Below are 16,678 nucleotides of genomic sequence, written 5' to 3' on the forward strand. Positions count from 1 at the left end.
TTTACAAACGGTAATTGCCGCTCACGCCGTTGGCGATGTCGCGCACGGCGGTTACATACATGCGGCTGTGGTTATACTGCCAAACGGTGTAGAAATTATTCAAACCGATATAGTATTCATACACGCCCGGGGCGGTTTCGAGGCGGTAGAGCACGGCTTTTTCGTCGTCGCTTACCACTTCCTGCGGGGTAACGCCCAAGCGTTTCAAATCGCCCACGGTGCGGGTGAGCGCGGTTTTTTCATCGATGATGTTTTGCAGCTCTTGGGTGATGGTGAGCGTAACCGGCACCACCATTTTGCCGTTGGTCTGCCAGCCGTGGGCTTTCATGTAGTTGGCCACCGATGCGGCCACGTCGCCGATGTTGTTCCAGATGTCGCGGCGGCCGTCGCCGTCGTAATCGACCGCATATTTGCGGAAGCTTGAAGGCATAAACTGCGGCATACCCATCGCGCCGGCATAGCTGCCTTTAAAGCCGAACACGTCGCGCTTTTCTTCTTTGGCCATCAGCAGAAATTCGTGCAGCTCTTTCTGAAAAAATTCGGCGCGGCGCGGGTAATCGAACGCCAGCGTGCTCAGCGAATCGGCCAGGCGGAAGCTGCCCATATTGGTGCCGTAATTGGTTTCGATGCCGATAATGGCCACGATGATTTCGGCAGGCACGCCGTAGCTTTTGGCCACAGCGTCAATAGTTGCCTGATGCCGGGCGTAAAAACGCTTGCCGCTGGCAATTCTGGCCGCGCCCGAATTGCCGGTGCGGAATTCATACCACGGGCGCGAGGTGCCGGGGCGGTTCATGATGCTGATGATGTTGCCCTTGTAAATCACGCTGTCGAAAAAGCTTTGCAATTCGCCCGTCGAAAATTTGCCGCTTGCGGTTTCGTGGGCGATAAATTTCTGCACATTAACATTGGCGTTAAACCCGCCTACGGCCACCGAATCTGCCGGATGGTCGAATACGGGGCGTTTGGCGGCGGGCGGAACCGGCGTTTCTTCTGCGGAACTCGGGCTGACGGTTCGGGTGTCGCTGCTGCATGATGCCAAAACCAATGCAGAAAGCGCGATCAGGGCGGTTTTTTTCATGAGTAATTCATTTTCTGTGTGTGAAAAATCAGGCGTGCAGTGTATCAAATTTACCGTGGCGGTTAAAGACAGGGCGGTTTTGACACCCGTCTTTTTTCAGACGGCCTTGATATGTGCCGGAGGCCGTCTGAAAAGCATTCAAGGCATAGTTTTACAAAACGCCCAAGCGCCCTGCTCTATGCCCAGCTCGAACAGGTTCAGCCGCCCCACGGCCACCCGCACCAAACGCAGACAGGGATAACCCGCTTTAGCCGTCATCCGCCGCACCTGGCGGTTTTTGCCTTCGCTGATGGTGATTTCAAGCCAGAAATCGGGCACGGTTTTGCGTTCGCGCACGGGCGGGTTGCGCGACCACAAACGGGCGGTTTCTTCGGGCCGTAAAACCCTAACCTTTGCCGGACGGGTAATAAAACTGCCCAAATCCACGCCTTTTCGCAGCATATCGAGCCGGGCTTCGTCGGGGCTGCCTTCCACCTGTGCCCAGTAGGTTTTTTCTTTGCCGTGCTTAGGTTCGGCAATCTGTGCCTGCAAGCGACCGTTATCGGTTAACAGCAATAGGCCTTCGCTGTCGGTGTCTAAACGCCCTGCGGGGTAAAAACCCGGCGCATCAATATAATCTTTCAGGCTCTTATGTGTTTCGTGCGGCGAAAACTGGCAGATTACGCCGTAGGGTTTGTTAAAGGCTATCAGGTTTTTCATGATTGTCGGCACCGTATTTGTCTGCAACCTTATTCTACCCGCTGCCGTGCCTTATCCGAAACCAATTGTTAACAGCCACTAGCACAAGAAGCAAAAATCAAGCATAATTCCCAAGCATTATGTGTGCGGAACCGTTTATATTTCCGTAGGCTTCCGAGGCATTGCGCCCGTTATGCTCCGCCAAACCGCAAGCGCAATGTCTCAAAACAAAACCGTCAAGAAAAAAACCCGTAAAAAACAGGAGACACCATGAGTCATATCAAAGTACCCGCCGAAGGCCAAAAAATCGTTCCCGGCCAAGCCATTCCCAACAACCCGATTATCCCCTTCATCGAAGGCGACGGCATCGGCGTAGACATCACCCCCGTTATGATTAACGTAATCGATGCGGCCGTAGCCAAGGCTTATGGTGGCGAGAAAAAAATCCACTGGATGGAAGTTTATGCCGGCGAGAAAGCCACCCGTGTTTACGGCGACAACGTATGGCTGCCCGAAGAAACGCTGGAAGCCCTGAAAGAATATTCCGTATCCATCAAAGGCCCGATGACCACCCCCGTGGGCGGCGGCATCCGCTCGCTCAACGTGGCGCTGCGCCAAGAGCTCGACCTTTACCAATGCGTGCGCCCCGTGCGCTATTTCAACGGCGTGCCCTCTCCGCTGAAAGACCCGAGCAAAACCGATATGGTGATTTTCCGTGAAAACACCGAAGATATTTATGCAGGTATCGAATGGGAAGCCGAAAGCGAAGCCGCTAAAAAAGTGATCGCCTTCCTGCAGAACGAAATGGGCGTAAAAAAAATCCGCTTCCCCTCCACTTCAGGCATCGGCATCAAGCCCGTGTCTAAAGAAGGCACCACCCGCCTGGTGCGCGCCGCCATCCAATACGCCATCGACAACGACCGCGACAGCGTAACTTTGGTACACAAAGGCAACATCATGAAGTTTACCGAAGGCGGCTTCCGCGACTGGGGCTACGAGCTGGCGCAAAAAGAATTCGGTGCCGAACTGATCGACGGCGGCCCGTGGTGCAAATTCAAAAACCCGAAAACCGGCAAAGAAATCATCGTTAAAGACGCCATTGCCGACGCCTTCCTGCAACAAATCGTATTGCGCCCCGCAGAATACGACGTAATCGCCACCCTCAACCTCAACGGCGACTACATCTCCGACGCGCTGGCAGCCCAAGTGGGCGGTATCGGCATCGCCCCGGGCGCCAATATTTCCGACCAATACGCCGTATTCGAAGCCACCCACGGCACCGCGCCGAAATACGCCGGCCAAGATAAAGTGAACCCCGGTTCGCTGATTCTGTCTGCCGAAATGATGCTGCGCCATCTGGGCTGGAAAGAAGCCGCCGATTTGGTTATCGAATCCATGGAAAAAGCCATCGGCGACAAACAGGTTACCTACGACTTCGCCCGCCTGATGGACGGTGCCGACGAAGTATCCTGCTCCGCTTTCGGTAAAGCCATGATCGAACGCATGTAATCAGGCCGTCTGAAAAAGCCGTGCAGCATTTTCTGCACGGCTTTTTCTTTCACAGACGCACACAACATGCTTCAATACACAAGATGACATTTGGCAGGGGTTATGCCCCTGCCGGATAAAATCAAACTCTACCGCCGTGAACGGCAGAGGGGCAACCGAAAAGGAATTTTGATGAATTCAAATTAAATTCAAAAATTTAATTTTCAGACGGCCTAAAAGATCGCAACCTGCTTGACACTCCAAACAGACTTGTTTATAGTTCACGCTTCTTTACGGAGTAGTGGCTGAGAGGCTGAAGGCACACCCCTGCTAAGGGTGCATCTGGGCTAAAACCTGGATCGAGGGTTCGAATCCCTCCTACTCCGCCAAATAAAAAAAAACCAAGCTGAAGCTTGGTTTTTTATTTCAATCCAATCCTTATACCCGTACTTTCCAAAATCATTCGGAAAGTACGTAACCATCTTCATCCCAAACAATTTTTTTAATCAGACTGCCGTCTTGATAAACCGCCTCTGATTTTTTTGCACCGTTCGGATGCCAATCAAGCATAATGCCGTTTTGACGGCCGTCGTCTAATGTTATTTCTGAAAGAAGCAGGCCGTCTTCGTTCCAGCTTACGATGTTAACGGGTTTATCGTCCTGCATCATCATTTCGGTTTTCGGTTTGCCGTTTGCATACCATTGTTTCCAAAAACCGTTGGCTTTGTTGTTTTTAAACTGGATCTGGCTCTCCTTGTTGCCGTTCCGGTAATAACGCGCCCCTATGCCTTCACTTTTGCCTGCCACATACGGCATCACGGCAGACTTTTTGCCGTTGGGATACCAGTTGGTCCACACACCGTCGGGTTTGCCGTTTTTATAGGTGCCGCTCATTTTCTTCCTGCCGTTGAAATGCCACAGGGTAAACGTGCCGTTGTTGAGGGTGGGTACGAATATTTTGATCTGCGAGGCCGGCACTTGGTAGGGATCGGAATATTTTTTCATCGAGGGATAATAAAAATCCTGTGCCTTTGCTGTGCCGTCTTTGATTTCGTATTGGCGCACATAGGCTACCGCCGACATGGTGGCCGTAAGCTGCCCTTGCCGGTTGAAATAAATTTCATGCATCTGCGCTGCTGCGGCCGGCGGAATGCCCGCCAGCACCAATACCGTTAATCCGGTATGCCAAAACCGTTTCATATCATTTTTGCCAGTAAGATTTCACGTTTACAAATTCATATAAACCGAATTCGGATAATTCCCTGCCGTAGCCTGAAGCTTTGACACCGCCGAACGGCAGGCGCAAGTCGCTGCTGGTGTGCCGGTTGATGTAAACCGCGCCGGTTTGCAGTTTGGATGCAAACTGCCATGCTTTGGCGGTGTCTTTCGCATAAATGCTGGCACCGAGCCCGAAAGGGCTGTCGTTTGCCAGCGCAACGGCGTGTTCTTCGCCTAAAGCGCGCAGAATAACGGCCACGGGGCCGAAAACCTCTTCGTGATATACGCGGCAGTTGCGGTTGACTTTGTCCAGCACGGTTGCCGGATAAAACCAGCCTTTTTCGGTACATTCGGGAATTTGGCCGCCGCACAAGACCTCGGCACCGTTTACCAGCGCATCAAGCACTTGACAGTGGATTTTTTCACGCAAGTCGCGACGGTGCAGCGGCGCCAATGTGGTTTGCGGATCCATCGGATCGCCGATTTTCAATTTGGCGCACTCTTCAAGAAACAGCGGGATAAATTCATCGGCCACCGCCTCGGTAACGATAATGCGCTTGGCTGCATTGCACGACTGTCCCGCATCACGGAAACGCGAATAACAGGCGTCTTTTGCGGCTTGCGCCAAATCCGCATCGTTCATCACGATAAACGCATTGCTGCCACCCAGCTCCAATACGGTTTTTTTCATATACAGGCCGGCTTGTGCCGCCAAACGGCGGCCGATATCGGTGGAACCGGTAAAAGCCAGCGCATCGGTGCGGGCTACCGCGTGGCGGACATCAGGTTCGGCCAGCCAGGCCACACCGGCCGGCAAATCTTTCCCTACCAGTTCAAACAGCGCTTCGGTTACCCGGCCGACGCTTGGCGCGGGCTTTACCATGCAGCCGTTTCCCGCGCACAGGGCGGGAACGGCAAAGCGCAGCACCTGCCAAACGGGATAGTTCCACGGCATCACGGCCAGCACAATGCCCAAAGGTTCGAAACGCACCTGGCTCAGGGCAGCTTGAGTGGCAATCGTTTTATGCGCCAGCAGCTCGGGGGCAAGATGGGCGTAATAGCGGACAAGCTCTACCGATTTGTCTAATTCGGCTTCGCATTCCCGCAGGCAGCGGCCGACCTCTTCGCAAATCATCTCAGCCAGGCAGTCGCGGCCGGCTGCCAGCCTGTCGGCAAAATCCTGCAGCAAAGCTGCACGTTCGGTTACCTTTAAGGCGGCAAATTCGCGCTGGCGGTACTGCAGGCGGCGCAACTCATATTCGAACTCTTCCATAGGCTGTGCGGCACGTTCGTATAGGGTTTTGCCACTGAGGATATGTGTGCTGCGAAACACGGTTTGCTCCGAAAATACCGGCTGCACCCATGCGGTATTTCCGCCGCAGCCTGTTAATATTATAGTGGTGGACTTCGTATTTTAAAGATATTTTCCGAAACGGCTTAAAAAATGTGTTTTAACGGTGTTTTACAGATACAATCGGCAGTTTTGTTACTTTAAAAACTATAAATAAAGTAGAAAAATAATATGTCTGCGAAGTTATACGGCTATTGGCAGATTCACCGCAAACTCCGGCCTGCTGCCCGCCGCCGTTCACGATAAACCCAAAGCCGTCTGAAAGAAAAACACCGTTTCTGCAATTATCAGATCGGGTGAAGCTTTGCTATACGGCGGCTTACAGCGGAAAAACTTATTTTTGCCACAAGGCAGCAAGCCACAGACAGTACGGTAGTAAGTTTTTATGCCGCAGGTGTTTTACCGCAGCAGAACCTTAGGGGCTGCCGGCGCAATGCAACGGCAGTATTTTGAGCCCAAATACCCCGTCTGCTGTGTTAGGCAGCGTAGCGGGCTTGCAAAGCTAAAATGCCCGCAAGGTATTCGATTTTGCTGCGCTTTTTGCCTCAAAAAACTGCCTCACCGCTCAATTCTCAACAGACCCCCGGCTTGCCAAAGATTTAGGGAGCGGTTCATATTTTTCAAACTGCCTACACCAGCACTTCCACCTTGTCGCCCACGGCCACTCTGCCGGTGTCCAACGCCACCATGTTCACACCGAAAATGGCTTTTCGGGTTTCGGCCAACGTTTTCAGCGGCTGCTGTTGCGGATGTTTTTCGCCGCTGGCCAAATCCACCGTGGTCATCACGCAGCGGGTGCAGGGCTTGAACAGTTCGAATGCCACCGATCCGACGGCGATGCGTTTCCAGCCTTCTTCTTCATAAGCCTCCGTGCCGTCGAACATCAAGTTGGCGCGGAAACGGCGCATTTCTACGGGCGTGTCCAAACTGCCGTTCAGCGCCTGCAACGAAGCAGTGTTGGCCAGCAGGTAAGGTGCGCCGTCGGCAAACGACAGCGGTGTTTGCGAATAATCCAATAGGCGTGTGCTGCGGCTACCCAGCCAGTTCAAACGGCAGGGCGTGCCGATTTTTCGGCTCAACCAGGCATCGGCGCATTCGTCGCCGTGGTGTGCGGCAAAGGTGTCTTTCCAAACCGAAACTTCGCCGGTGCGGTTGAAATTGTTGTGGTAAACGGTGAGGCTGCCACCGTCGGGCGCGGTTAGCTTGAGGCCGTCTGAAACCGGCTCGGCCTGCCAGAGCAGCAGCTGCGGAAACTGCCGTGCGGTAATGAAGCGTCCGTCGGGCAAGCTGAGCAGCCATTCCCGGTCGTGCAACAGCCCTTCGGGGCGGATTTCGGCGTGCTCCGTGGAAATGCCGCGCATGGATTTGACAGGATAATAAGTGATTTCGATCAGTTTCATAACAATGCCTTTAAATCGGAATTATTGGCCTCCGAATCATACATGATTCGCAATGCTTCAGGCCGTCTGAAAATAATCCACCGACAAAACAATATCTTTAGAAAGTTTTTTCATAGCCGCTTCAAAAGCACTTGCCAAAGCCTGACGAGAGAGGCATAATATGCGTTTCTTTCAGCCGGTATAGCTCAGTTGGTAGAGCAGCTGACTTGTAATCAGAAGGTCCCGAGTTCGACTCTTGGTGCCGGCACCATATAAAAACAGCCTGACCCCATCGGTCGGGCTGTTTTACTTTGGTTGCAATTTGCCGGGAAAACCCCATAATATGTCCGTCTTAACCTGGAGGCCGTCTGAAACATGATTACCGTCAACACCCTGCAAAAAATGAAAGCCGAAGGCGAAAAAATCGCCATGCTCACTGCCTACGAAGCCAGCTTCGCCGCACTGATGGATAATTCCGGTGTGGACGTGCTGCTGGTGGGTGATTCGCTCGGCATGACCGTGCAGGGGTATCAATCCACTTTGCCCGTTACCCTCGGCGATATGTGCTACCACACCGCCGCAGTGGCACGCGGCACGAAAAACGCCATGATTATCAGTGACCTGCCGTTCGGCGCCTACCAGCAGAGCAAAGAACAGGCGTTTGCCGCCGCTGCCGAACTGATGGCTGCCGGCGCGCATATGGTCAAGCTCGAAGGCGGCGTGTGGATGGCCGAAACCACCGAATTTTTGCAGTTGCGCGGCATTCCCGTGTGCGCCCATATCGGCTTAACGCCGCAGTCGGTGCACGCGTTCGGCGGCTATAAAGTGCAGGGCAAAGGCGACAAAGCTCAAGCTCTGCTCAACGATGCCGAAGCGCACGACAAGGCCGGTGCGGCGCTGATTCTGATGGAATGTGTGCCCGCGGCTTTGGGCAAACAGGTAACCGAAAGCGTGAGCTGCCCCACCATCGGCATCGGCGCGGGCGCGGATTGCGACGGCCAGGTGCTGGTGATGCACGATATGCTGGGCGTGTTTCCCGGCAAAACCGCCCGTTTCGTGAAAAACTTTATGGAAGGGCAAACCGGCATTCAGGCAGCCGTGGCGGCTTATGTGGCGGCGGTGAAAAACAAAACCTTCCCCGCAGCCGAACACACGTTTTAATTTTTTCAGACGGCCTTTCTGAACGCTTCAGGCCGTCTGAAAATTTTTCAGGAAAACCTTATGCAAATCATCCACACGATTCACGAATTGCGCGAGTGGCGCAAAAACGCCGGAACGGTTGCTTTCGTGCCGACCATGGGCAATCTGCACGAAGGCCATCTGGCGCTGGTGCGCGAAGCCAAACAGCGCGCCGGCAACGTGGTAGTGAGCATCTTCGTCAACCGCCTGCAATTCGGCCAGGGCGAAGATTTCGACAAATACCCGCGCACTTTGCAGCAGGATGCCGCCAAGCTGGAAAACGAAGGCGTGGCCGTGGTGTTCGCTCCCGACGAAAAAGAGCTGTATCCCAATGTGGAGCAGCGTTACAACGTGGAGCCGCCCAACCTGCAAAACGAATTGTGCGGCAAATTCCGCCCCGGCCATTTCCGCGGCGTGGCTACCGTGGTAACCAAGCTGTTCAATATCGTGCAGCCCGATGCGGCCTGTTTCGGCAAGAAAGACTACCAGCAGCTGGCCGTGATTAAAGGCTTGGTGGAAGACCTCAACATCAACACCGATATCGTGCCGGTGGATACCGGCCGCGCTTCAGACGGCCTCGCACTTTCCAGCCGCAACCAATATTTAAACGAACAGGAGCGCGCCGAAGCCCCCCGACTTTACCGCGAACTGCGCGCCATCGCCGATGCTGTCCGCAGCGGCAACCTCGCTTATGCCGTGCTCGAACAGGCCGCCGCGCAACGCCTCGGTGAAGCCGGCTGGACGGTCGATTACATCGAAGTGCGCCGCGCCGACGATTTGAGCGTTGCCCACGCGGGCGATAAAAACCTGGTGATACTCGCCGCCGCGCGTTTGGGCGGCACACGCCTGATTGATAATATCGAAGTGTATTTAGGCTGACCTGACCGCTACAACAATCAATTAAAGGCCGTCTGAAAGCATTTTATGTTTCAGACGGCCTCCGTATTTGTACAAAGATCTCAAGCCGGTACAGAGAAACACCCGGTTTCACGGCGGTAAGATTGATTTTTTTATTCAGTGAAGTAAAATCCGTGAAAGCAAATTCAAAAGGAAACACCATGGGCAACAAACTGACCGCTCCTGCCACGCTGCCTGCCGAAGATGATTTGCGGGCCGTGCTGGCCTACAATATGCGCCTTTTCCGCGTGAACCAAGGCTGGTCGCAAGAAGAACTGGCACGCCGGTGCGGGCTGGACCGCACTTATGTTTCGGCAGTGGAACGCAAGCGCTGGAATATCGCATTGTCGAACATCGAAAAAATGGCAACCGCCCTCGGCGTGCCCGCCTACCAACTTTTACTGCCGCCACAGGAGCGGCTGGATATGATGGGATAGCACAGTCAAATACAGCAGCCGCAATATAGTGAATCACACTTTCACTACGGTATTGCCGCACCAAGCTTCATAACATTTATCCTTTTCTTTCAGATACAAAGAGAATTTTATATCCGAACTGCCGACTGATTTAACGCCGCAGACGGGATATTTTGACCCAAAATACCGCCGTTGCGCTGTGCCGACAGCCCCTAGCCCAACGCAACCATTTCAATCTGATCCATACTGCGCCCCAAAAAGCGCTCGCCTATCGTGCGGAAGCGCAAGGGAATATCGCTCACATAAAAGCGGTAGTCGGGCGCGGTATTGCAGGTGTTGAGCAAGTCGGCACCGGCCAGCGCTTTGGCGGTGGCTTCGGCGGTGGTGAGCGCGGAATCAACCAGCGTCACCCCCGGCGCTTCTTCCCGCAGCAGCGGCTTTAACAGCGGGTAATGCGTGCAGCCCAACACCAGTGTATCAATATCGTCGGCCAGCAGAGGCTTCAGATATTCACGCGCAGTCAAACGGGTTACTTCGTGATCTAGCCAGCCCTCCTCCACCAGCGGCACCAGCAGCGGGCAGGCCTGCGACTGTACGCGCGCGTCGGAATTGCGGCTGTGAATGGCACGGGCATAGGCGTTGCTGTTAACGGTGGTGCTGGTGGCGATGATGCCGATATGGCCGTTGCAGGTGGTTTGCAGCGCTGCTTCGGCACCGGCGGTAATCACGTCGAGCACAGGCATATTGCCCGCCGCCGAACGCACCTTCTGCCCGGCAACGGCGGCGATGGTATTGCAGGCCACTACCAATGCCTTTACCTCGTTTTGCAGCAGAAAATCAACGATTTGGGTGGTGAAGGTTTCAATGGTGGCTCGCGATTTCACGCCATAGGGCACGCGGGCGGTGTCGCCGAAATAAACGATGTTTTCCATCGGCAGCCGCTCCATCAGCGCGCGCACGTTGGTTAAGCCGCCCACGCCGGAATCAAATACCCCGATGGGGCGTTGTTTAGCAGTATTGTTCATGTTTGCACCTAGGCCGTCTGAAAAACCGGCAGCCTTTTCAGACGGCCTTTTTGTTATTGGTTAACGGTGCGGGATTGTACACCGTTTCCCGCTCCGGCCATACCCGGCACGTGCAGGGCCGGAGACCGCCGTAACGGCTTCTTAATCCAATTTATCGTTTTTTACGGTTTCCAAGCCATCTGAATTGACGCATAATTCGGCCTGATATTTTCATCAATACTGACCGCAAGCGAGAAACCGATATGGATTTGGCAACGATTACCCGTTTCCTGCCCGATGAAGATGCCACGCTGCAGCTGGGCGGAAGCTGGGCCGCCACCGTTATGCCGCCTTTGGTTGTGTATCTGCAAGGTGATTTAGGCGCAGGCAAAACCACTTTCACCCGAGGCCTGTTACGCGGCGCCGGTTACAAAGGCGCGGTAAAGAGCCCCACCTACACCATCGTCGAATCCTATCCCCTGCCCCGCTTCACCCTGCTGCACCATTTCGACCTCTACCGTTTTACTTCGCCCGAAGAATGGCAGGATGCGGGATTGGACGACTTATTCTCCTCCAACTGCCTGTGCCTGATAGAATGGCCGCAACAAGGCGGAACTTCCGTCCCCCCCGCCGACCTTACGGTTATGCTCGAACACAACGGTGCGGGCCGCAAATGCACGCTTACCGCACACACTGAAAAAGGCAAGAAAAGTTTAGAAACATGGTTAAATTGACACGCCGCCAAATCGTCCGCCGCGCTGCGGCGGGCCTGTTGTTCACCCTTACCCCCCTCGGCGTCCAAGCCGCAGCCCAATTCGTTGCCGTACGTATCTGGCCCGCCAGTGCCTATACCCGTATCACCATCGAATCTTCACAAGCCCTCAAATACAAACATTTCGCACTCGACAACCCCGCCCGTTTGGTTGTGGATATCGAAGGTGCCGCACTTAACAACGTACTGCAGGGCATGGCGGCAAAAGTGCAGCGCAATGATCCCTATATCCGCACCATCCGCGTCGGTCAAAACACACCTTCTACCGTGCGCGTGGTTATTGACCTCAAACAGCCTGCCAACCCGCAGGTTTTCACCCTCACCCCCGTAGCCAACTTCCGCCACCGTCTGGTAATGGATTTATACCCCTCCGCCGCCACAGCACTGGCTGCAGAGGCCGATGATCCGCTGATGGCACTGCTCAACGATTATTCCCAAGGCAAAATCCGCAGCGACGGAACAGGCTCCACCCCGCCCGTGCGCGAACGGCAACCCGTTGTTGTCGACACACCCGCACCCTCCGCACCGCGCCGCCACGACCGGCGCCCCGTTATCGTGCTCGATCCCGGTCATGGCGGAGAAGATCCGGGAGCCGTCGGCAAGAGCGGCCTGCGTGAAAAAGACGTAGTACTGTCCATCGCCCGTGAAACCAAAAAGCGCCTCGACGCTATGGGCTACCGCACCTATATGACCCGCAACGAAGATGTTTTTATCCCGTTGGGTGTGCGCGTGGCCAAAGCCCGCCAGCTTAAAGCAGACGTGTTTGTTTCCATCCATGCCGACTCCTTTACCAGCCCCAGTGCACGTGGAACAGGTGTGTACGCACTCAGCACCAAAGGCGCCACCAGCGCCGCCGCCCGCTTCCTCGCCCAAACCCAAAACAGCGCCGACTTAATCGGCGGCGTGCAGAAAGTGGGCAACCGCCAGGTAGACAGCGCCCTTCTTGATATGACCCAAACCGCCACCATCAAAGACAGCATGGTACTCGGCCGCAACGTATTGAGCGAATTAGGCAAACTCAACAAGTTGCACAAAGGCCATGTCGACCAAGCTAACTTCGCCGTATTGCGCGCCCCCGACATTCCCTCGATTTTGGTAGAAACGGCGTTTCTTTCCAACCCTGTTGAAGAACAACTGCTTGCCAGTACCTCGTTCCGCCAAAAAAGCGCCCAAGCCATTGCCAGCGGTATCAGATCCTATTTGAACAAAGCCGTGCTGCGCCGCTGATAAAGCGGCAGATATTGCAGTGCTTATACCCTTTTAATTTATAAAATAAAACAAGGCCGTCTGAAACCTTTCAGACGGCCTTTTCCAATCAAAGCAAATCAGCGCCGGTACACCAAACGGTAATAAGTTTCTCCGTTTTGGATATAGCCCAAATCCACGCGGGCGATTTCGGCGATGGCGTCCTGCCCTTTGGCGAGGTCGTCTACTTCCGCCTGCAAGGCGTTGTTGCGCAAGGTGAGTGCCTGGTTTTTCTCTCCTTGTTCGGCTACTTTATCCTGCAAGCGCCACATATCGCGCCAGCCGCCTTTGGAAATCCAAAGGCTGTACTGGAACCATGTGATGGCGGCGATTAAAACCAGTGTTACCCACTTCATTCGTTACGCCTTATTTGCCCAGTTGGTAAAACGCGGCGCGGCCGGGATAGTAAGCGGCTTCAGCCAACTCTTCTTCAATGCGCAGCAGTTGGTTGTATTTGGCCATGCGGTCAGAGCGGCTGAGGGAACCGGTTTTGATCTGCATGCAGTTGGTGGCCACGGCCAAATCGGCGATGGTGGAATCTTCGGTTTCGCCCGAACGGTGGCTCATCACGCTGGCGTAGCGGTTGCGTTTGGCCAAATCAACGGCTTTGAGGGTTTCGCTCAGGGTGCCGATTTGATTCACTTTAACCAAAAGTGCGTTGGCGATGCCTTGTTCGATGCCTTCGGCCAGGATTTTGGGGTTGGTTACGAAAAGGTCGTCGCCCACGAGCTGTACGCGTTTGCCGAGTTTTTCGGTGAGGTGTTTCCAGCCTGCCCAGTCGTTTTCATCCATGCCGTCTTCAATGGAAATGATGGGATAGGTATCGGCCAGTCTGGCGAGATAATCGGCGAACTCTTCGCTGCTCAAAGCCAAGCCTTCGGCGCTCAGGTGGTATTTGCCGTCTTTATAGAATTCGCTGGAAGCGCAGTCTAAGGCAAACAACACGTCTTCGCCGGGTGTATAGCCTGCGGCGCTCACAGCCTCCTGCATCAGTTGCAGGGCTTCTTCGTGGCTGCCCAGGTTGGGTGCGAAACCGCCTTCGTCGCCCACGGTGGTGGGGAAACCTTTGCTGTCGCACAGTTTTTTCAGGGCATGGAAAATCTCGGCGCCGCAGCGCAGGGCTTCGCGGAAGCTTTTCGCGCCCACGGGCATAATCATGAATTCTTGGATATCGAGGCTGTTGTTGGCGTGTGCGCCTCCGTTAATCACATTCATCATCGGCACGGGCATGGCCATCGGCCCGGCTCCACCCAGGTAGCGGTAAAGCGGCAGGCCGGCGTCTTCGGCGGCAGCGCGGGCAACAGCCATCGAAACGGCCAAGGTGGCATTGGCGCCCAAGCGGCCTTTGTTGTCGGTGCCGTCCAATTCGATCATCACTTGATCGATATAGCTTTGTTCGGAAGCGTCCAAACCGATCAGGGCTTGGGCGATTTCGTTGTTAACGTGCTCCACCGCCTGCAATACGCCCTTGCCCAGATAGCGGCTTTTGTCGCCGTCGCGCAGCTCCAAGGCTTCTTTTTGGCCGGTGGAGGCGCCGCTGGGCACGGCGGCGCGGCCCATCACGCCGCTTTCCAGCAATACGTCGCACTCAACGGTGGGGTTGCCGCGTGAATCCAAAATTTCGCGGGCGAAAATATCAACAATTGCGCTCATTAAAGTCTCCTGAAAATTTAAGCTGTTACATTTGAAAAATCTTTTTCAGACGGCCTTGTAAACGAACCTGAAGCCGCTGCGCTGAAATAATATTACGGCGCCGATTATACCGATTCTCGCTTCCCGAAACGAGTGTTTGTGCGGCAAATCGGGTAAAACTTGCTTGATGTCAAGCCGCAGCCTGACACGGGGCCGTCTGAAAACGTTTCAGACGGCCCCGCTACCGGTTAACGGTGGTAGTTCGGTGCTTCTTTGGTAATCTGCACATCGTGAACGTGCGATTCGCTCATGCCGGCGGCGGTGATTTCCACAAATTCGGCTTTTTCGTGCATTTCGGCAATGGTTTTGCAGCCCAGATAGCCCATGCTCGAACGCAGGCCGCCGACCAGTTGGTGGATAATCTGCACAATCGGGCCTTTATAGGGCACGCGGCCCTCGATGCCTTCGGGCACATATTTGTCGGCGCTGTCTTCCTTATCTTGGAAATAGCGGTCGCTCGAACCCTGGCTCATCGCGCCCAGCGAACCCATACCTCGGTAAGACTTATACGAACGGCCCTGATACAGCTCGATTTCGCCCGGCGCTTCTTCGGTGCCGGCAAACATACCGCCCAACATCACGCAGTGCGCACCGGCGGCCAGCGCTTTGGCGATGTCGCCCGAAAAACGGATGCCGCCGTCGGCAATCAGCGGCACGCCCGTGCCTTTCAAGGCTTCGGCCACATTGTGGATAGCGGTCAGCTGCGGCACGCCCACGCCCGCCACGATACGGGTGGTGCAGATGGAGCCGGGGCCGATGCCCACTTTCACCGCATCCGCGCCGGCCGCCGCCAAATCACGTGCGGCTTGCGCGGTGGCGATGTTGCCGCCGATTACCTGCACCTGCGGGTAATTTTGTTTCACCCACTTCACGCGGTCGAGCACGCCTTGGCTGTGGCCGTGGGCGGTATCGACCACAATCACGTCCACACCCGCTTCAACCAACGCTTTCACGCGCTCGTCGGTATCTGCGCCCACACCCACCGCCGCGCCCACGCGCAGGCGGCCGTCTGAATCTTTGCTGGCGTTGGGGAACTCGGTGGTTTTGAGAATATCTTTCACGGTAATCAGGCCCTTGAGTTCCCAATCGCCGTTCACCACCAATACGCGTTCCACCTTATGCTCGTGCATCACGTCGCGCGCATCTTCGATAGACGTGCCTTCCGGCACGGTAACCAGGCGCTCGCGCGGAGTCATAATCGCCGAAACGGGCTGGTCGAGGCGCTTTTCAAAACGCAGGTCGCGGTTGGTTACCAAGCCCACCACTTTGCCGTTTTCCACCACCGGCAGGCCCGACATTTTGCGCTTGCGCTTCGAGAGCATTTCCACCAACTCGCGGATCAGCATTTCGGGCTTAATGGTTACCGGGTCTTTCACGATACCGCTTTCGTGGCGCTTCACTTTGGCCACGGCATTGGCCTGGCGCTCGGGCGTCATGTTTTTGTGGATGATGCCGATGCCGCCTTCCTGCGCCATCGAAATGGCCAAGCGGGCTTCGGTTACGGTGTCCATCGCGGCGGAGAGCAAGGGGGTGTTGAGCGTGATTCCGCGTGTGAGCGGGGTTTGGAGTTTAACGTCGCGCGGCAGCACTTGGGAATGTGCAGGAACCAGCAAAACGTCATCAAAGGTATAGGCTTTTTCAACGATACGCATGATGCTCAGGCTTTCAGTTTGTGCAAGATGCACGGCATTGTACCAAATCCGCCGCCCGCTTAACAGCCGTTTGCCACTGCAAACCACCTAAAATTTAAGAAAATTACACCTCCGCCGCCAAGCCGCCACCGTTGTAACCATACAAACAGTAACGGCCTTTATATCGCCAAATAATGCACTTGTTATGACACTTACCTGATTTAACAGTACAATAAAGGCCGTCTGAAAACCTATTCCGAAAACACAAAAGAAAGAAAACCATGCACATTACCCGCACCGCCTGCACCGCAGTTCTCGCCTGCCTGCTGCTGCCGGCGCAGTTTTCCGTCGCCCAGGTTTACACATGGAAAAGCAAAAACGGCAGCACCAGCTATTCCGATGTGCCGCAAAACCTGAAAGTTTCCAACGCATCAACCGTTAACGTGCGCACCCGCACCGTTACTCCGCCGCCCGCCCCCCAACCCGCCGAAGGCGAAGGCTCGCTGGCTGATAAACAAAAACAGCTGAACGATGCCATCAGCCAAGAAAACAAAAAAATCGAAGAGCACAACAAAAAAATAGAAGAACAAAAACGCCAGCAGAAAGACGACAACTGCAAAACCGCCCGCCTCAACCGCCAGTTTGCA

The 16,678-nt window shown here is 54.8% G+C and carries 16 protein-coding genes and 2 tRNA genes; 9 read left to right on the forward strand and 9 right to left on the reverse strand.

Translation table 11 applies throughout. From position 1 onward, the window contains the following. Nucleotide 1: 1 nt before the first annotated feature. Complete coding sequence (gene mltB, locus Q3970_RS05130) at nucleotides 2-1,081, reverse strand: lytic murein transglycosylase B (RefSeq protein WP_303099532.1); 1,080 nt, start codon at nucleotides 1,079-1,081, stop codon at nucleotides 2-4. Between the two features lie 138 nt (nucleotides 1,082-1,219). Beyond that, the gene (locus Q3970_RS05135) at nucleotides 1,220-1,780 is read right to left on the reverse strand and encodes a pseudouridine synthase (RefSeq protein WP_303099533.1); all 561 of its coding nucleotides are present in this window, start codon (nucleotides 1,778-1,780) and stop codon (nucleotides 1,220-1,222) included. A 249-nt stretch (nucleotides 1,781-2,029) separates the two neighbouring features. Here Q3970_RS05135 and icd point away from each other — a divergent pair, with 249 nt between their 5' ends. Then, the gene (gene icd, locus Q3970_RS05140; protein ID WP_303099534.1) at nucleotides 2,030-3,268 is read left to right on the forward strand and encodes an NADP-dependent isocitrate dehydrogenase; all 1,239 of its coding nucleotides are present in this window, start codon (nucleotides 2,030-2,032) and stop codon (nucleotides 3,266-3,268) included. Nucleotides 3,269-3,542: 274 nt separating this feature from the next. Then, nucleotides 3,543-3,636: transfer RNA gene (locus Q3970_RS05145), tRNA-Ser, on the forward strand. Nucleotides 3,637-3,706: 70 nt separating this feature from the next. Here the strand turns inward: Q3970_RS05145 and Q3970_RS05150 are convergent. The 3 genes from Q3970_RS05150 to Q3970_RS05160 form a co-directional block, all read right to left on the reverse strand. Beyond that, nucleotides 3,707-4,447 carry a toxin-antitoxin system YwqK family antitoxin gene (locus Q3970_RS05150; RefSeq protein ID WP_303099535.1) on the reverse strand — a complete coding sequence of 247 codons (741 nt, stop codon included), beginning with the start codon at nucleotides 4,445-4,447 and terminating at the stop codon, nucleotides 3,707-3,709. A 1-nt stretch (nucleotide 4,448) separates the two neighbouring features. Next, nucleotides 4,449-5,798 carry an aldehyde dehydrogenase family protein gene (locus Q3970_RS05155; RefSeq protein ID WP_303099536.1) on the reverse strand — a complete coding sequence of 450 codons (1,350 nt, stop codon included), beginning with the start codon at nucleotides 5,796-5,798 and terminating at the stop codon, nucleotides 4,449-4,451. 647 nt (nucleotides 5,799-6,445) lie between these two features. Then, nucleotides 6,446-7,216: an MOSC domain-containing protein gene (locus tag Q3970_RS05160; protein ID WP_303099537.1), complete on the reverse strand. Its 771-nt coding sequence runs from the start codon at nucleotides 7,214-7,216 to the stop codon at nucleotides 6,446-6,448. 174 nt (nucleotides 7,217-7,390) lie between these two features. On the opposite strand from Q3970_RS05160, the gene Q3970_RS05165 reads away from it, so the two are divergent. The 4 genes from Q3970_RS05165 to Q3970_RS05180 all read left to right on the forward strand — a co-directional run bounded on the left by Q3970_RS05165 (nucleotide 7,391) and on the right by Q3970_RS05180 (nucleotide 9,708). Further along, nucleotides 7,391-7,466, forward strand: a tRNA-Thr gene (locus Q3970_RS05165). 104 nt (nucleotides 7,467-7,570) lie between these two features. Then, the gene (panB, locus tag Q3970_RS05170) at nucleotides 7,571-8,356 is read left to right on the forward strand and encodes a 3-methyl-2-oxobutanoate hydroxymethyltransferase (protein WP_303099538.1); all 786 of its coding nucleotides are present in this window, start codon (nucleotides 7,571-7,573) and stop codon (nucleotides 8,354-8,356) included. A gap of 60 nt (nucleotides 8,357-8,416) precedes the next feature. Then, nucleotides 8,417-9,253, forward strand: coding sequence for a pantoate--beta-alanine ligase (panC, locus tag Q3970_RS05175; protein ID WP_303099539.1), 837 nt, complete (start codon nucleotides 8,417-8,419; stop codon nucleotides 9,251-9,253). Nucleotides 9,254-9,432: 179 nt separating this feature from the next. Then, on the forward strand, nucleotides 9,433-9,708 hold the full coding sequence (locus Q3970_RS05180; RefSeq protein WP_303099540.1) for a helix-turn-helix domain-containing protein: 276 nt from the start codon (nucleotides 9,433-9,435) through the stop codon (nucleotides 9,706-9,708). Nucleotides 9,709-9,899: 191 nt separating this feature from the next. Here the strand turns inward: Q3970_RS05180 and murI are convergent, their stop codons facing one another. Continuing rightward, nucleotides 9,900-10,712, reverse strand: a complete 813-nt coding sequence (murI, locus tag Q3970_RS05185) for a glutamate racemase (protein ID WP_303099541.1) — start codon at nucleotides 10,710-10,712, stop codon at nucleotides 9,900-9,902. Nucleotides 10,713-10,954: 242 nt separating this feature from the next. Here murI and tsaE point away from each other — a divergent pair, with 242 nt between their 5' ends. Continuing rightward, nucleotides 10,955-11,425, forward strand: coding sequence for a tRNA (adenosine(37)-N6)-threonylcarbamoyltransferase complex ATPase subunit type 1 TsaE (gene tsaE / locus Q3970_RS05190; protein WP_303099542.1), 471 nt, complete (start codon nucleotides 10,955-10,957; stop codon nucleotides 11,423-11,425). Next, nucleotides 11,413-12,690 (forward strand): N-acetylmuramoyl-L-alanine amidase, encoded by a 1,278-nt coding sequence (locus Q3970_RS05195; protein ID WP_303099543.1) that lies wholly within the window; start codon nucleotides 11,413-11,415, stop codon nucleotides 12,688-12,690. The genes tsaE and Q3970_RS05195 overlap by 13 nt, the downstream gene beginning before the upstream one ends. Nucleotides 12,691-12,788: 98 nt before the next feature. Here the strand turns inward: Q3970_RS05195 and ftsB are convergent, their stop codons facing one another. The 3 genes from ftsB to guaB all read right to left on the reverse strand — a co-directional run bounded on the left by ftsB (nucleotide 12,789) and on the right by guaB (nucleotide 16,052). After that, nucleotides 12,789-13,064 (reverse strand): cell division protein FtsB, encoded by a 276-nt coding sequence (gene ftsB, locus Q3970_RS05200; protein WP_085367060.1) that lies wholly within the window; start codon nucleotides 13,062-13,064, stop codon nucleotides 12,789-12,791. A gap of 10 nt (nucleotides 13,065-13,074) precedes the next feature. After that, nucleotides 13,075-14,361: a phosphopyruvate hydratase gene (gene eno, locus Q3970_RS05205; RefSeq protein WP_085367059.1), complete on the reverse strand. Its 1,287-nt coding sequence runs from the start codon at nucleotides 14,359-14,361 to the stop codon at nucleotides 13,075-13,077. A 227-nt stretch (nucleotides 14,362-14,588) separates the two neighbouring features. Beyond that, a complete protein-coding gene (gene guaB / locus Q3970_RS05210; RefSeq protein WP_303099544.1) occupies nucleotides 14,589-16,052 on the reverse strand; it encodes an IMP dehydrogenase in 1,464 nt (487 codons plus the stop codon). Nucleotides 16,053-16,312: 260 nt separating this feature from the next. On the opposite strand from guaB, the gene Q3970_RS05215 reads away from it, so the two are divergent. Then, nucleotides 16,313-16,678: DUF4124 domain-containing protein (locus tag Q3970_RS05215; protein WP_303099545.1), on the forward strand; the 366-nt coding region annotated here is incomplete at its 3' end.

Origin of the sequence: Neisseria sp., from assembly GCF_030530745.1 — a bacterium.
In the GTDB taxonomy this organism is placed as follows: Bacteria; Pseudomonadota; Gammaproteobacteria; order Burkholderiales; family Neisseriaceae; genus Neisseria.

What these genes read in the sequence shown, in the direction of transcription:
- eno (WP_085367059.1), bottom strand. Translation starts at nt 14,361, where the DNA reads ATGAGCGCAATTGTTGATATTTTCGCCCGCGAAATTTTGGATTCACGC.
- panC (WP_303099539.1), top strand. Translation starts at nt 8,417, where the DNA reads ATGCAAATCATCCACACGATTCACGAATTGCGCGAGTGGCGCAAAAAC.
- Q3970_RS05180 (WP_303099540.1), top strand. Translation starts at nt 9,433, where the DNA reads ATGGGCAACAAACTGACCGCTCCTGCCACGCTGCCTGCCGAAGATGAT.
- panB (WP_303099538.1), top strand. Translation starts at nt 7,571, where the DNA reads ATGATTACCGTCAACACCCTGCAAAAAATGAAAGCCGAAGGCGAAAAA.
- ftsB (WP_085367060.1), bottom strand. Translation starts at nt 13,064, where the DNA reads ATGAAGTGGGTAACACTGGTTTTAATCGCCGCCATCACATGGTTCCAG.
- Q3970_RS05195 (WP_303099543.1), top strand. Translation starts at nt 11,413, where the DNA reads ATGGTTAAATTGACACGCCGCCAAATCGTCCGCCGCGCTGCGGCGGGC.
- Q3970_RS05135 (WP_303099533.1), bottom strand. Translation starts at nt 1,780, where the DNA reads ATGAAAAACCTGATAGCCTTTAACAAACCCTACGGCGTAATCTGCCAG.
- icd (WP_303099534.1), top strand. Translation starts at nt 2,030, where the DNA reads ATGAGTCATATCAAAGTACCCGCCGAAGGCCAAAAAATCGTTCCCGGC.
- Q3970_RS05150 (WP_303099535.1), bottom strand. Translation starts at nt 4,447, where the DNA reads ATGAAACGGTTTTGGCATACCGGATTAACGGTATTGGTGCTGGCGGGC.
- Q3970_RS05160 (WP_303099537.1), bottom strand. Translation starts at nt 7,216, where the DNA reads ATGAAACTGATCGAAATCACTTATTATCCTGTCAAATCCATGCGCGGC.
- mltB (WP_303099532.1), bottom strand. Translation starts at nt 1,081, where the DNA reads ATGAAAAAAACCGCCCTGATCGCGCTTTCTGCATTGGTTTTGGCATCA.
- tsaE (WP_303099542.1), top strand. Translation starts at nt 10,955, where the DNA reads ATGGATTTGGCAACGATTACCCGTTTCCTGCCCGATGAAGATGCCACG.
- guaB (WP_303099544.1), bottom strand. Translation starts at nt 16,052, where the DNA reads ATGCGTATCGTTGAAAAAGCCTATACCTTTGATGACGTTTTGCTGGTT.
- murI (WP_303099541.1), bottom strand. Translation starts at nt 10,712, where the DNA reads ATGAACAATACTGCTAAACAACGCCCCATCGGGGTATTTGATTCCGGC.